General features: G+C 69.9%; 12 protein-coding genes and 1 pseudogene. 10 read left to right on the top strand and 3 right to left on the bottom strand.

Translation table 11 applies throughout. The annotated features are described in order from the left end of the window. Positions 1–107: 107 nt before the first annotated feature. The 6 genes from EJK16_RS11460 to EJK16_RS11435 all read left to right on the top strand — a co-directional run bounded on the left by EJK16_RS11460 (position 108) and on the right by EJK16_RS11435 (position 7552). A complete protein-coding gene (locus EJK16_RS11460) occupies positions 108–1493 on the top strand; it encodes an FAD-binding oxidoreductase (RefSeq protein ID WP_205739727.1) in 1386 nt (461 codons plus the stop codon). Positions 1494–1556: 63 nt separating this feature from the next. Continuing rightward, positions 1557–3275: an amidohydrolase gene (locus EJK16_RS11455; protein ID WP_127129415.1), complete on the top strand. Its 1719-nt coding sequence runs from the start codon at positions 1557–1559 to the stop codon at positions 3273–3275. A gap of 15 nt (positions 3276–3290) precedes the next feature. Further along, positions 3291–4172, top strand: a complete 882-nt coding sequence (locus EJK16_RS11450) for an alpha/beta hydrolase (RefSeq protein WP_127129413.1) — start codon at positions 3291–3293, stop codon at positions 4170–4172. A 208-nt stretch (positions 4173–4380) separates the two neighbouring features. Then, entirely contained in the window at positions 4381–4773 is a 393-nt protein-coding gene (locus tag EJK16_RS11445; RefSeq protein ID WP_127129411.1) for a RidA family protein, read from the top strand. 157 nt (positions 4774–4930) lie between these two features. After that, entirely contained in the window at positions 4931–6286 is a 1356-nt protein-coding gene (locus EJK16_RS11440) for an amidohydrolase family protein (RefSeq protein WP_127129409.1), read from the top strand. Positions 6287–6529: 243 nt separating this feature from the next. After that, the gene (locus EJK16_RS11435) at positions 6530–7552 is read left to right on the top strand and encodes a LacI family DNA-binding transcriptional regulator (protein ID WP_127129851.1); all 1023 of its coding nucleotides are present in this window, start codon (positions 6530–6532) and stop codon (positions 7550–7552) included. A 4-nt stretch (positions 7553–7556) separates the two neighbouring features. Here the strand turns inward: EJK16_RS11435 and EJK16_RS11430 are convergent, their stop codons facing one another. Continuing rightward, a complete protein-coding gene (locus EJK16_RS11430; protein WP_127129407.1) occupies positions 7557–7877 on the bottom strand; it encodes a hypothetical protein in 321 nt (106 codons plus the stop codon). 35 nt (positions 7878–7912) lie between these two features. Here EJK16_RS11430 and EJK16_RS11425 point away from each other — a divergent pair. Both EJK16_RS11425 and EJK16_RS11420 read left to right on the top strand, forming a co-directional pair. Beyond that, a pseudogene (locus EJK16_RS11425) lies at positions 7913–8503 on the top strand (branched-chain amino acid ABC transporter permease); the annotation flags it as partial. Continuing rightward, positions 8500–9231: an ABC transporter ATP-binding protein gene (locus tag EJK16_RS11420; protein ID WP_127129405.1), complete on the top strand. Its 732-nt coding sequence runs from the start codon at positions 8500–8502 to the stop codon at positions 9229–9231. The pseudogene EJK16_RS11425 and the gene EJK16_RS11420, both read left to right, overlap by 4 nt. A gap of 106 nt (positions 9232–9337) precedes the next feature. Here EJK16_RS11420 and EJK16_RS11415 read toward each other — a convergent pair whose 3' ends face one another. Together EJK16_RS11415 and EJK16_RS11410 are read right to left on the bottom strand one after the other, a co-directional pair. Beyond that, the gene (locus EJK16_RS11415; RefSeq protein WP_127129403.1) at positions 9338–10027 is read right to left on the bottom strand and encodes a GntR family transcriptional regulator; all 690 of its coding nucleotides are present in this window, start codon (positions 10025–10027) and stop codon (positions 9338–9340) included. Further along, positions 10024–10551, bottom strand: coding sequence for a VOC family protein (locus tag EJK16_RS11410; protein ID WP_127129401.1), 528 nt, complete (start codon positions 10549–10551; stop codon positions 10024–10026). The genes EJK16_RS11415 and EJK16_RS11410 overlap by 4 nt, the downstream gene beginning before the upstream one ends. Before the next feature lie 174 nt (positions 10552–10725). On the opposite strand from EJK16_RS11410, the gene EJK16_RS11405 reads away from it, so the two are divergent. Then, the gene (locus EJK16_RS11405) at positions 10726–12912 is read left to right on the top strand and encodes a thiamine pyrophosphate-dependent enzyme (protein WP_127129399.1); all 2187 of its coding nucleotides are present in this window, start codon (positions 10726–10728) and stop codon (positions 12910–12912) included. A gap of 2 nt (positions 12913–12914) precedes the next feature. Continuing rightward, positions 12915–14159, top strand: a complete 1245-nt coding sequence (locus EJK16_RS11400) for a dihydrolipoamide acetyltransferase family protein (RefSeq protein ID WP_127129397.1) — start codon at positions 12915–12917, stop codon at positions 14157–14159. Positions 14160–14246 lie beyond the last annotated feature (87 nt).

Raw genomic sequence — 14246 nt, 5'->3', positions numbered from 1 at the left:
GCGCTGATCGCCGCGGCGGAGATAAGAGTGCAGAGACAGGGTTCTTACAGGCAGGAGACGGAAAAGTGGTCGACGACGGCTCCGACGGACGCACGAGCGTGGACGATTTGAGGAACGCGGTTGAGGGCCCGGTGCTGTTCGCGGGGGACGACGGCCTCGCCGAGGAGGTCCAGACCTTCAACCGGGCCGCGGCCCATGCGCCGGCGGTGGTGGTCGGTGCCACCAGCGGGGCGGACGTGGTGGCCGCGGTGCGTTACGCGAACCAGCACGGGCTGCCGGTCGCCGTGCAGTCGACCGGGCACGGGGCGTTCGTCCCGACGCGGGGCGCAATGCTCGTCACGACGAAGCGGATGACTGACATCGCCCTGGACGTGGAGGCCAAGACCGCGAGGGTGCAGCCGGGCGTGAGGTGGGGGCAGGTCATCGAGCTGGCCGCCCCCCACGGGCTCGCGCCGATTAACGGCTCCTCGCCGGTCGTGGGCGTCGTCGGGTTCATCCTCGGCGGCGGTCTCGGCCCGATGGGCCGGAAGTTCGGGTTCGCAGCCGACCACGTCCGCAGCCTCACGCTCGTGACGGCCGACGGCGTCGAGCGCGCGGTCGACGAGGAGCACGACCCCGATCTCTTCTGGGCGGTCCGCGGTGGCAAGGGCAACTTCGGGATCGTCACGTCCATCGAGTTCGATCTCTTCGACGTGCCGAGCCTCTACGCGGGCGGCATCTTCTTCCCTGCCACGGCCACGGAGGCCGTCCTGCGCGCCTACCGGGACTGGGTCGAGGCGCTCCCGAACGAGATGACGACCTCGATCGCGTTCCTCAGGCTGCCGCCTGCGCCCGAGCTGCCCGACGTGCTCCGCGGGAAGTTCGTCGTCCACCTGCGGGTGGCCTACGTGGGGGACCCGGCCGAGGGGGAGCGCCTTGTGGCTCCCATGCGGGCCGTCGCGGACAGCATCATCGACGGTGTCGGCGTCATGCCCTACAGCGAGGTGGCGAGCATCCACCAGGACCCGACGGAGCCGGCGCCGTACTGGGAGGGTGGGCTGCTCCTGCGGGAGCTGCCGCCGGAGGCGGTGGGCGCACTCGTGGCTGGCGTCGGTCCCGACGCCGACATGCCGGTGCAGCTGTTCGAGGTGCGTCAGATGGGTGGCGCCCTGAGCCAGGCCCAGCGAGGACCCAACGCCGTCGGCGGCCGTGACGCGCGCTTCCACGCGCTGGTCATCGCCGATCCTGCGGAGGAGCAGGCCGCACGCCGGTCGCTCGAGATCGTGGCCCCGTACTCCACCGGCGGTGCGCTGCTCAACTTCCAGGGCAACGCGACCGCTCCCGACCAGGTCGCGAAGGCGTGGGCGCCGGCGGACTACGCGCGGCTCCAGGAGCTCAAGCGCAGGTACGACCCGTCAAACGTGTTCCGCCTGGGGTACTCCATCGCGCCGGGCGCCGACGCCTCGGGCGGCCCGGTGACCGCGGCCGCAGCGCAGGGGAGCGGTCGCCCGTAGCCCATTCGCCCGAGCAGCACCTCATCCCGATCCGACGCTGTGTGACTTCAAAGGAGTAGCCGCATGCGAACACTTGTCAGTGGTGGACCGATCCTGAGCTGCGACGAGGCGATGTCCTCGCACGAGGCGCTGGTCATCGAGAACGGCCGGGTGCTCGCCGTGGGCGCCCAGGACGAGATGGCGAGCCTGGCAGGCGCCGGGGCCGAGCGACTCGATCTCGACGGCGCGACGGCCATGCCCGGGCTCGTCGACGGCCACTCGCATCACCAGCACTTCGCGGCCCTTCAGCTCGGCACCGTGGACCTTTCCGACGCGCGCGACCACGACGACATCGTTGAGCGCATCCGGGCGGTCGCCGCGGTCACTCCGCCCGGCCAGTGGATCCGGGCGACGCCGGTCGGTGAAGCGCACTACTTCGTCCGCAGGTCCTACCGCGACCTGACAGAGCAGGTGCTGCCCGACCGGCACGTCCTGGACCGGGCGACCACCGACCATCCGGTGATCATCCAGGGGTGGACCCCGACCACGCCGAGCGTCACAGCGTTCAACAGCCTGGGCCTGCGCGAGGTGGGGATCGACCGCGGCACTCCTGACGTGGTCGGCACCGTCACCATCGAGAAGGACGGGGAAGTCCCGAACGGACGGCTCCTCGGCCCCGTCTACTACTACTACACCAGCGACCCCTTCTGGCTCTCCATCCTCGCGAAGATGCCGCCGCCGCCCGAGGGGATCTGGGACATGGGCGCGCGAGCGGCGATGGCGACCGCCAACCAGGCGGGCATCACCAGCGCCTACGTGTGTCACGCCATGCACCCCGAGCACATCCAGGGCTGGCAGAACGTGCGTGACGCCGACGAGCTGACCCTGCGGGTCCTGGCCGTGCTCGACGTCGCCAACTGGTCCTTCGAGCCCACGCTCGAGCCCACCCCCGACTACATCAGGGCACGCCTCGAGCTCGCTACGGCGCTGACCCAGGTCGACGACGACATGATGCGGGTCAACGGCGTCACCCTCGGTCGCGGCGGTGTGATCGCGACCGGGGCGTTCCGGCACCGTACGCCCTACCGGCACCCTCTCGGCGGGATGGGCGGCGACGCGGCCGCGATTCCCAAGTGGGTGGAGGAGATGGTCGTCAAGTACTGCTGCGAGAACGACCTCCGCCTCAACATGAACATGTACTCCTACCTCGACCACGAGGACTTCTTCCACTCCATCGAGCCCTACGTCGAGAAGTACGACATCAAGAGCCGCGACTGGGTCGCCCAGCACTGCCTCATCACCAGCGCGGCCCAGGCGAAGCGCTATGCGGAGCTGAAGTTTCAGATCACCGTGGGCGCCGGATTCGGCTGGGGGATGGGCGACACCTTCGTCGACCTCCTCGGCGAGGAGGTCCTCGCGGACCTCTCGCCCATGAAGCGGTTCGTCGATCTCGGCCTGAACGTCTCCGCCTGCATCGACTGGGGCCCGAGCAGCCCGTTCGAGCAGATGTGGCTGGCCGAGACCCACGAGTCAGCCGGCAGCGGCCACCGGAACCTCCTCGCGGGGCAGGTGCTCACACGGCAGGAGTCGCTCGCCACGTGGACACGAAACGGAGGCCGGCTGATGCAGTGGGAAGGGATCGGTGCGCTGCTGCCGGGCTACCACGCCGACCTCGCCATCGTGGACCGCAACCCGCTGACCTGCCCCCTCGACGACCTTCCCGCGGCCGAGGTGCTGCGCACCGTCGTCGCCGGCCAGACGGTCTACGACGCCGGAGCCCTCGTCCACTCTGACGCCCGCTGATCAGGAGAAACACACATGCACACCCTGTACCAGACACCGGTCGGCAAGCGGTTCACCTCGCAGGAACAGCTCGACCAGGAGTACGACATCGAGGCGACGGTGCCGCCGGAGCAGCTCGCGGAGCTGGGCGCACGGTTCGTGAAGGACAGTGCCCAGGCGCGCGACGAGCTCGACGCTGTGCTGGACGTCCCGTACGGTCCGACCCTCGCGGAGCGGCTGGACGTCTTCCCCGGTGAGCCCGGCGGCCCCGTGGTGGTGTTCATCCATGGCGGGTACTGGCGCCTCAACACCCGGAAGAACTTCAGCTTCATGGCCCGCGGACTCGTAGGCCGGGGCGCGACCATGGTCATCCCGTCATACGCGCTCTGCCCGACCGTCAGTCTTGATGAGATAGTCCGACAGCAGCGTGCCGCGGTCGCCTGGACCTACCAGCACGCGGCGGAGCTCGGCGCCGACCCCGAGCGCCTCATCGTGTCGGGACACTCCGCCGGGGGCCATGCGACGGCGGTCCTCCTCGATACCGACTGGGCGGGCCAGTACGGCCTCCCGGAGAACACGGTCCGGGGCGGCTGTGCCATCAGCGGTGTCTTCGACATCCGCCCCCTGCGTCACTCGTTCCTGCAGCCGTCTCTGCAGCTGACCGAGGACCAGGTCATGAGACTTAGCCCGATGCTCAACCTACCGACGGCCGCGCCGCCGCTCCTGGTCACCCACGGCGGACGACAGACCGATGAGTTCGACCGGCAGTCCAAGGACTTCCTCGAAGCCTGGCGCGGTGCGGGGCTCGACGGTGACTACTACCTGCAGCCCGATCGCAACCACTTCGACGAGCTCTTCGCGTTCATGGACCCGGACAGCGAGCTGATCAACCGGATCATCGACCTGAGCTCGCGTTGATCGCACAAGTCGGGGCGCCGACCGAGCGCATTCGTGACGGAGCCCCACCTCGGAGGTCACCTGAGCCGCGCCGGTCACGTGGCCTCCTGCGACCACCCGGCGAACTGAATTCAGTATATTCAACCTGTTCGACCGCCGTTTCTGCGGTACGGTCGACAACTGGACGGCGTCCGTTCGACGCCGGTGTCAAGACGAAAGGCGGTACGTCATGCCCCGCACCCTGGTAAGTCCCCCCCAGATGCACCTTGCGCCCTCATACAGCCACTACGCGATCGCCGAGGGCAGCACCCTCATCTGTTTCGCGGGCCAGGTCGCGCTGGACAACGACATGGAGATCGTCGGACCCGGGGATCTCCACGCTCAGACCGTCGCGGCGATGCGTAACCTCGAGACCGCGATGGGCGTGGCCGGCGTGGGCTGGGATGACATCGTCCGGCGCACCATCTACACCACCGAGCCGCATGAGCTGGAGGCGTTGGGGTCGGCGATCAAGGAGGTCACCGGAGACGCCGAGAATCCGCCGCAGACGATCGTCGGCGTGACCGGGCTCGCGCTGCCCGAGCTGCTCGTCGAGATCGAGTGCACTGCCGTCATCGCATGACGGAGCCGTTCACGCCACCACGTGGGGAACCGCGCTGAATCCTAAGAACCGGCAGAGCGGTTCAGGGCGCGGGACATCCATCTCGCAATTCCCGAGGCGCGCCGCGACACCAGTCGCGAAACGTCCTCAGAGGTCAATAACAACAAAGGAGAAGCCCATGCCCGACACGTCCAAGGCTCCCCGGGGCGCCTACCTCATCCGCGGTGGCACGGTGCTCTCGGTCGACCCTGCGATCGGGGTGCTTCCCCGCGGAGACGTCCTGGTGCGCGACGGCGTCATCGTCGAGGTCGGTACCGATGTCCAGGCGCCCGACGCAGAGGTGATCGACGCGTCCGACATGATCGTGATGCCTGGCCTGGTGGAGACCCACTTCCACATGTGGAGCGCCCTCGGGCGCAACTTCGTCGACGAGGGGTACGAGTACTTCCCCACGAAGTGGGAGACCTCGGCGCACTACCAGCCCGAGGACTTCTACCGGAGCGTGAAGCTGGGACTGGTCGATGCGGTCAACGCCGGAATCACCACGGTGCACAACTGGTCGCACAACACCCGCAGCCCGGAGCACGCGGACGCCGAGCTGGCGGCCCACCGCGACGGCCTGATCCGGGCCCGCTACTCCTACGGCCACCGGGACCTGCTTCCCGAGGACGAACCACTCGACTTCAGCGACATCGATCGTGTGTCGGACGAGTGGTTCGGGAACGGCTCGGACCTCGCACACCTCGTCCACCTCGGCGTCAACCTGCGAGGTCCGGACATCGCCGAACAAGCAGTGTTCGACGTGGAGTCCCGCGACGCTCGCGAGCGCGGGCTGCCCATCTCGATCCACACGATGCAGAGTGGGTCGACGAAGGTCCGTGCCACCGAGCTGGAGGCCAAGGGGCTTCTCGGTCCGGACTTCCTGCTCTGCCACTACCTGGCGGCGACCCAGGAGGACCGCGATGCCATGGTGCGCACCAACACCCCACTGAGCTTCTCGGTCCACTCGGAGATGCGGCTCGGCGACGCCGGTGACCCGCGGGCCGCGCTGCTCAAGATGCTGGCCGCGGGCGTCTCGGTGTCGTTGTCCATCGACGCCACGTCGATCGCACCCATCAACCTGTTCGAGGCCATGCACATCGCCTGGAACATGGGCATCCCCTGGGTGGGAACGGATACGGCCGACCTCCCCGCGGTGTCGTTCAGCGACTGCATCAAGATGGCGACGATCAACGGGGCGCAGGCGCTCGGACTCGCCGATGTCACCGGCTCACTGACCCCCGGCAAGCGAGCCGATCTCATCCTCATCCGGAAGAACGACGTCAACGTCGCACCGGTCGTGAATGTGGAGGCGACAGTGGTGCGGTCGGTCACCCCGGCGAACGTGGACACGGTCATCAGCGACGGACGCATCCTCAAGCAGGGTGGGAAGCTCGTCGCCTTCGACGTCGAGCGCGTCATCAAGGAGGCCGAGGAGTCCTCCAACGCGGTCCGCCGCCGTGCCGGCGGGCGACTGGCGCCCTCCCTGTCCTAGTTCGTGACGGCCGTGGTTCGGGCCCGCTGCGTCGGGCCCGAACCACCAGCCTCGGGCTCTCCTTCGGCGTGGTCGCCGACCCGGCCACGCCTTTCGGTGGCGTCAAGCAGTCCGGACCCGGCCGGGAGCGTGGGTGCGTCGGCCGCGTCAGTCCCGGCAGTATTCTTGGAGGTCGATAGCGTGAGACGAGCCGGCGCGCGGGCCGAGACGTCCCGAGGGGGCAGCCGAGAGGGCGTGACCACTATGAGCCGCAACGCCACCCTGAAGGACGTCGCGGAGCGGGCCGGCGTCCACCCGGGCACGGCGTCCCGCGCGCTCAACCCCGAGACCCGGTCGCTCGTCAGCGAGGGCACGGTCCGCAGGGTCCTGCAAGCGGCGAAGGCCCTCGCCTACACCCCCAACCCGATGGCCCGGAGCCTGAAGACGAACCGCACGATGATGGTCGGGATCATCGTCCCGGACCTGGCCAACGCCCTGTTCCCGCCGATTGTCAGGGGTGCCGACTCGGTGCTGACCCCCGGCGGGTATCTCAGCATCATCGCCGAGACGGACAACGACGCGGCGCGCGAACGGGAGATCTTCGACGCCCTGCTCGCCCGCCAGGTCGACGGCCTCATCATCGCCTCGGCCCGACGGGAGGACGAGGCGGTCCGCGAGGCCGCCGACCGGCACCTGCCTGTGGTCCTCGTGAACCGCCGCGACGACAGCGCCCGCCTGCCCGCGGTGGTCGGTGACGACACGGACGGCGTGGAGCAGGCCGTACGGCACCTCGTGGACCTCGGCCACCGGCGCATCGGGCACCTCGCGGGACCCGCGGAGCTCTCGACGGGCATCCAGCGTGCGCGCGCCTTCCGGCAGTGCATGCACGAGCTGGGCGGCGATCTGGACCCCGCCCTGATCGTGAGCTGCCGCGTCTACTCCGAGGAGGAGGGGGCCCGGGCGGCCCGGGAGCTGTTCGACACCGCCGTGCCACGGCCGACGGCGGTCCTCGCGGGCAACGACCAGCTCGCCGTCGGGCTCTACGAGTTCCTGCGCGAACGCGGGCTCAACGTGCCGGGGGACGTGAGCGTCGTGGGGTACAACGACATGCCCTACGTCGACAAGCTGTCCCCACCCCTGACGACCGTGCGCGTGCCGCACGCCCGGATCGGGGCGGAGGCGGCGCGGATCCTGCTACGCCGGCTGGTGGACGACGTGTCCGACGCGACCACCGTGAGCCTCCCGGTCGAGCTGGTCGTGCGCGGGTCGACGGCGGCCCGCCGCTGACGCGTCAGTCGCCGTACCGGTGACGGGCGACCAGCACCGCCACGGCGAGGGTCACCATGACGGCGAGGCCCACGCCGAAGTGCGGCGCCGTGCTCCCGGAGGCCACGTACTCGACGCCGAACGCCGTCCCCGCGGCACTGCCGAGGAAGAGCGCGGACGCGAAGAGGCTCACGACGGTGGCACGGGACTCGGGTGTCACGTCGATCGCCCACTTCTGCAGCGAGGAGTGCAGGAACGCCCACGCACCGGCCAGGAAGAGAGTGCCGCCGAGCGCCCCGGCGAGTGCCTGGTCGAGGACGAGCAGCAGGTAGGCGAGCACGCCCATGACCGCGCCGACAGGTCTTCTTCTACCTCTATGCCGCCGCGCTCGTGCTGGCGCTGCTCGTGTGGTGGATGATCGACCGGTCCAGGTTCGGGATGGGCCTGAAGGTCATCCGGGAGGACGAGGACAAGGCTCAGTCGCTCGGGGTGCCGACGTTCTTCACCAAGCTCGTGGCGTTCGTGTGGTCCGCCTTCTTCACCGCCCTGGGCGGCGGGTTGTACGCCCTGTGGTTCGGCGACCTCGACCCGGTCTTCCAGTTCTCGATCCTCATGGGCGCCCACATGGTCCTCATGGCGCTGCTCGGTGGTGTGCGCTCGCTGTTCGGTCCGCTGCTGGGTGCCATCGTCGTCGGCTCCGCGATCGAGTTCTTCAAGCTGCAGTTCGGTGACAGCCAGTTCCACCTCGTCGCCACCGGTCTCCTGCTCGCGCTGGTCGTGCTGTTCATGCCCGAGGGCGTCATCCCGGCCGGCAAGCAGCTGCTCGCCCGGTTCGGTCCGCAGGCCTCCTCCATCCGCGAGGTCACGGCCCGGGAGCTGGCCGACGCCGTCGCCTCGGAAGGGCCCGGCACGGCCGGCCGCAACGACATCAAGGAGCCGCTCAGCCTGACCGAGAACGGGAGCAGGTCATGACCAACGGCGCGGTCACCCTCCAGGTCCAGTCGCTCTCGAAGGCCTTCGGCGGCGTCCACGCCGTCGACGACGCCAGCGTGGACTTCCTGCCGGGGAAGATCAACGCGATCATCGGGCCCAACGGCTCGGGCAAGACGACCTTCTTCAACTGCGTGACGGGCATGATCAGGGCGGCCCCCGGCACGGTCACGCTCGCGTGCAAGGACGTCACCCGCTCCACCCCGGACCGGATCGCGCGCCTCAACCTCGGCCGCAGCTTCCAGGTCTGCCGCGTCTTCCCCAGGATGACCGTCCTGGAGAACATGCTCGTCGCGGTCCGGCACGCGTCCGTGACCGGGCCGTGGGGCAAGGCCCGCAACGAGGCCGCGACCGACCGCGCCCGTGGATGGCTGCGGCGGGTCGGCATCGACCACCTCGAGCACAGCGAGGCGCGCAACCTCTCCTACGGCCAGCAGAAGCTGCTCGAGCTGGCCGGCGTGCTCATGGGCGAGCCGGACATCATCATGCTCGACGAGCCGGCCGGCGGCGTGAACCCGTCCCTGATCGGCCGGATCTCCACGCTGATCCGAGAGCTCAACAGCGAGGGCCGGACCTTCATCGTCGTCGAGCACAACATGGAGCTGGTCATGAGCCTGTCCGACCACGTGGTGGCCTTCGACCGAGGCCGCCCCATCGCGTCGGGACCGCCCGCCGAGGTCCAGTCCAACCCACAAGGGTCCCGCCCGTGAGCTGCTCGACGACCCCGAGCTCTCGTCGCTCCATCTCGGCGGACGCCCGGTCCGGTGAGGAGGCGGTGACGGGGCCGGCCGGGGATACCGCGGCAGCCGGTGATGGTCAGGCGGTGTCGAAGACCTCGGGGTGGCGCGCGAGCTCGTGGCGCGTGCGCCGGATGTGCATCCGCTGGAGCACCTGGGCGTCCTCGACGTCGTGGCGGCGCACCGCGTCGACGAGGAGAGCGTGCTCGTAGTGGGTGGTCCGGCTGTGCTGGATGTCCACCAGCACCGCGAAGGCACGACGGTAGTGCTGCGTGGTGTTCCACAGGCGCAACACCTGCTCGTGCAGGACGGGCGTGGTTGCTGCTGAGAAGGAGAGCAGGTGGAACTCACGGTCGAGGACGAGGAACCGCTCGAGGTCGGCCCGTTCCATCTGGCCGACGAGATCGGCGAGGCGCTCGACGTCGTCGTCGGTCAGGTGCGGGAGGGACTGGCTCAGCAGCAGGGGTTCGAGCTGCTCCCGCACGAGGTAGGCCTCCGTGCACTCCTGGAGGCTCAGCCGCGCGACCCAGGCTCCCGTGTGCGCCACGAGGCGGACGAGGCCCTCGGCCTCGAGGAGTCGAAGCGCCTCGCGGACGGGCAGGCGGCTGGCGCCGAACTCGTGCGCGAGCTCCTCCTGGCGGATCCGGGAGCCGGGCGGCAGGTGCCCGCCGAGGATCTGCGCGCGGAGCCCCGCGACGATGCGCTCGGACGCCGTCCGGTCGGGCGGCCCCGTTGGCGCACCCTGGGCGCCGACCTCGTGGGTGCTCACTCGCCCGGGTTCGCGGGGTGCCACAGCAGGGTCGTCGCGGTGCGCTCGTACGCCTTGCCGTTCGGGTAGCTCACGAGCTCGAGCTGCATGCCCCAGGGGGAGAGGAAGTACACCCAGCGCTGCCCCTCGTTGTGCCGGGTGCTTGCGGTCGGCGCGCCCAGGACGCGGACATCCTTTGCCCGGAGGTAGTCGACGGCGGCGTCGAGGTCCTCGACGTAGAACGCGAGGTGGTGTCCGCCGATGTCGCTGTTGCGCGGCTGCGGCGCGGGCGGCTCGGGCGGCTCGTAGGCGAAGATCTCGAAGTTCGGGCCGGTCCGGCACCGGAAGAAGCGGTTCTCGCGCATCACGGTCCGGGGGTGGACGGCCAGATGCTCGGTCATCCAGTCGCCGTCGTCCTGGAAGGGGCCGAGGGAGTAGAGCCACTCGCAGCCGACGACGTCGACAAAGAACCGGGTGGCCTCCTCCAGGTCCGGCACGGTGAAGCCGATGTGCTCGGTGCCGACGAGTCCAGGTATTCCAGTCATGATGTCCGCTCCCAACGCCCGATGGATCCAATACTTCGCCAAGGATGCCGTATTGCCGGAACTTCGGGGCCCAAACGAGCGCAATGGTATCCAATGTAGTTGTAGGTTGGGCGGCGATGACCGTGCCGGCGTTGACCGCCGCGGATCCACTTCGTTCGAAGGAGAACGACACCGATGCCCCACACGACCCCGTTGGCCCCCGCCTCGCCGTGGGTGGAGCTCAGGACCACGCCGGAGGACTGGGCGGCGGCCGACCCCGCGCTACTCGCGACCATGCTGGGCCAGCTGCACCTAATCCGGGCGTTCGAGGAGACGGTCCTCGAGCTGGCCGGCGAGGGCTTGGTCCACGGCCCCGCCCACTCGAGCGTCGGCCAGGAGGGCGGCGCCGTCGGGTCCGTCGTCGGCCTGCGCTCCACCGACGGCGTGAACGGCTCGCACCGCGGTCACCACCAGTTCCTCGCGAAGGCGATCAACCACGTGGCGCACGAGGGGCTGGACCTGAGCGACCTGGTCGGCGGCGAGGTGCGCACGGTGCTGCAGCGCACCCTGGCCGAGATCCTCGGGCTCGCACAGGGGTTCTGCCGCGGCCGCGGCGGCTCCATGCACCTGCAGTGGCACGAGGCCGGGGCGCTGGGCACCAACGCCATCGTCGGCGGGGGCGTGCCGCTCGCGGCGGGCAACGCCTGGGCGCAGCGGCACGCCGAGACCGACGACGTCACGGTGACCTACTTCGGGGACGGTGCGGTCAACATCGGGTCGGTCCTGGAGAGCATGAACCTCACCTCCGCCTGGGACCTGCCGGTCTGCTTCTTCATCGAGAACAACCTGTACGCGGTCTCCACCCACGTCAGCGAGGCGACCGGCGAGCCGCGGCTCTCCGCGCGTGGTCTCGGGTTCGGCATCCCCGCCTGGCGGGTCGACGGCATGGACCCCCTCGCAGTGCACCTGGCCACGGAGCAGGCGCTGGCGTACATGCGCGCCGGGAACGGGCCGACCGTCATCGAAGCCGAGGTCTACCGGTTCTTCCACCAGAACGGCCCGTACCCCGGCAGCGCGTTCGGCTACCGCGACAAGGCCGAGGAGGCCGCGTGGCGCGAGCGCGACCCGCTGGACCGGGTCGCGAACGAGATGATCCGGCTGGGCCACATCGACGCCGACGGCGTGGCCGCGGTCCGCGCGCAGGCCACCGCGGCGATGGCCGGTGTGGCCGCCGCCCTGGTCGAGGCGGACCCCGCAGGCAAGCCCGGGACTCGTCGCATCCGCCCGGACCTGTGGCCCGAGCCGAGCTTCGTCGACGTCGGAGTGCGGGGCGACCTCAGCGAGCTCGCCGGTGTCCGCACGGCCGAGGAGGCCTCCTTCACCGGCGCCCTCGAGCCGAGGAAGTTCATCGACTGCGTCGCCGGCGTCATGGCGAGGCGGATGGACCAGGACCGGTCGATCGTCATCCTGGGGGAGGACGTCCACCGCCTCAACGGTGGGACGAACGGCGCGACCAAGGGACTGAGCAAGGCGTACCCCGAGCGTGTCCTGGGCACGCCGATCAGCGAGAACGCCTTCGCCGGCCTGGGTGGCGGCATGGCCCTGGACGGGCGCTACCGCCCGGTCGTGGAGTTCATGTACCCGGACTTCCTCTGGGTGGCCGCCGATCAGGTCTTCAACCAGATCGGCAAGGCCCGGCACATGTTCGGCGGTCACAGCGACGTCCCCCTCGTGCTGCGCACTAAGGTCGCCGCCGGCACCGGGTACGGCTCGCAGCACTCCATGGACCCGGCGGGCATCTTCGCCACCAGCCCCGGCTGGCGCATCGTCGCCCCGTCCACCCCCTTCGACTACGTCGGCCTCATGAACACGGCGCTGACCCTGAACGACCCCGTCCTCGTTCTCGAGCATGTCGACCTCTACGCCTCGACCGGATCCGCGCCGGTGGACGACCTCGACTACCACCTGCCCTTCGGCAAGGCGGCCGTCCGCCGACACGGCGAGGACCTGACCGTGCTGACCTACCTGTCGATGGTCGGCCACACCCTCGACGCCGTCGAGCAGACCGGGACCGACGCCGAGGTCATCGACCTGCGCTGGCTTGATCGGGCGAGCCTGGACTGGGAGACCGTCGGCGAGTCCATCAGGAAGACGAACAACGTCCTCATCGTCGAGCAGGGGGCGCTGGGCACCTCCTACGGCGGGTGGCTCTCCGACGAGATCCAGCGACGATTCTTCGACTGGCTGGACCAGCCCGTCCAGCGGGTCACCGGCTCCGAGGCCTCGCCCAGCATCTCCAAGGTGCTCGAGCGTGCGGCCATCGCCAAGCACGAAGAGGTCGTCGATGGCCTCGCCCGCGTCGTCGCTGGATTCGGAGGCTGACCATGGCAACGATCATCCGTATGCCCGAGGTGCTCGCCAACGCGACGGAGGCCATCATCGCGGCCTGGCTCATCGAGGAGGGCACCCACGTGGCCGTGGGTGACACCCTCGCCGAGATCGAGACCGAGAAGGCCGTCGTGGAGTACGGCGCCGAGCTCGACGGCGTACTCGCCCGCCACCTCGCCGCGCCGGGACAGACCGTCGACGTCGGCGCCCCCATCGCTCTCCTTCTCGCGATCGGCGAGGACGAGCCGGACCTCGCCGGGCTGCTCGGGAACGCCGCAACGCCCGGGACGGCGTCGTCCCACGCCCCGGTACCGGCCGACGACGGGAGGGCACCCGTGCGCCGGTTCGCCAGCCCGCTCGCCCGCAAGATGGCCAAGGATCGTGGTATCGACCTCGCCCGGCTCACCGGCAGCGGGCCCCAGGGACGCATCGTCCGGCGGGACATCGAGGCCTATCTCGCGCCGGTGGATGAGCCTGGTGCCACCGACCCTGCGAGCACGGGCGCCACGCCGGCCGCCGGAGCGCAGCCCTCCGCGGCGGCGGCTCCCACCGGTGTGGCGCCGACCTTCACCGAGGTCCTGCACACCGGCATGCGCCGTGCGATCGCGCGACGGCTGACGGAGAGCAAGTCGTCCGTGCCGCACTTCTACGTCACGGCGGACTGCCGCGCGGACGAGCTCCTTGACCTGCGCGCCCGGATCAACACCGTCGGCACGGTCAAGGTCTCGGTCAACGACCTGGTCGTCAAGGCCGCCGCCGCGGCGTTCCGAGAGGTGCCCGAGGCCAACGTGATCTGGACCGACACGGCGCTCCGCCGCTTCACGAGCGTCGACATCGCCGTCGCCGTGGCTACCGACGGGGGCCTGCTCACGCCCGTCCTGCGCGGGGTGGACACCATGTCGCTGAGCCAGGTCAGTGCCGTGACCGCCGAGCTCGCGGGGCGGGCACGTCAGGGGCGGCTGAGGCAGGAGGAGCTCGAGGGCGGCAGCTTCACGGTCTCCAACCTGGGGATGTACGGCACGAAGGAGTTCTCCGCCATCCTCAACCCACCCCAGTCGGCGATCCTCGCGGTCGGTGCCGCGCTCGACCAGCCGGTCGTCGCCGATGGCGTCGTGCAGGTCGGAAAGGTCATGCGCTGCACCCTCTCGGCCGACCACCGCGCCATCGACGGCGCCCTCGCCGCGCAATGGCTCCGCGCCTTCCAGACGGCGATCGAGAACCCCCTGGCGATCCTCGTCTGAGAGCACCTGGCCGGGGCACGGACGGTGTCGGAAGCGCGGCAGCGGACGGCTTGCGGTCGTCACGGTGCACAGGCGCGGGCGGTCCTG

Source organism: Georgenia sp. SYP-B2076 (assembly GCF_003991205.1).
GTDB lineage: Bacteria > Actinomycetota > Actinomycetes > Actinomycetales > Actinomycetaceae > Georgenia.
Note: the sequence above shows the minus strand (reverse complement) of the source record. Positions and strands in the feature narration are given on the sequence as shown.

Coding starts and splice junctions, on each gene's coding strand:
- EJK16_RS11405 (WP_127129399.1), top strand. CDS start 10,726: ATGCCCCACACGACCCCGTTGGCCCCCGCCTCGCCGTGGGTGGAGCTC.
- EJK16_RS11450 (WP_127129413.1), top strand. CDS start 3,291: ATGCACACCCTGTACCAGACACCGGTCGGCAAGCGGTTCACCTCGCAG.
- EJK16_RS11435 (WP_127129851.1), top strand. CDS start 6,530: ATGAGCCGCAACGCCACCCTGAAGGACGTCGCGGAGCGGGCCGGCGTC.
- EJK16_RS11420 (WP_127129405.1), top strand. CDS start 8,500: ATGACCAACGGCGCGGTCACCCTCCAGGTCCAGTCGCTCTCGAAGGCC.
- EJK16_RS11440 (WP_127129409.1), top strand. CDS start 4,931: ATGCCCGACACGTCCAAGGCTCCCCGGGGCGCCTACCTCATCCGCGGT.
- EJK16_RS11400 (WP_127129397.1), top strand. CDS start 12,915: ATGGCAACGATCATCCGTATGCCCGAGGTGCTCGCCAACGCGACGGAG.
- EJK16_RS11410 (WP_127129401.1), bottom strand. CDS start 10,551: ATGACTGGAATACCTGGACTCGTCGGCACCGAGCACATCGGCTTCACC.
- EJK16_RS11445 (WP_127129411.1), top strand. CDS start 4,381: ATGCCCCGCACCCTGGTAAGTCCCCCCCAGATGCACCTTGCGCCCTCA.
- EJK16_RS11430 (WP_127129407.1), bottom strand. CDS start 7,877: ATGGGCGTGCTCGCCTACCTGCTGCTCGTCCTCGACCAGGCACTCGCC.
- EJK16_RS11455 (WP_127129415.1), top strand. CDS start 1,557: ATGCGAACACTTGTCAGTGGTGGACCGATCCTGAGCTGCGACGAGGCG.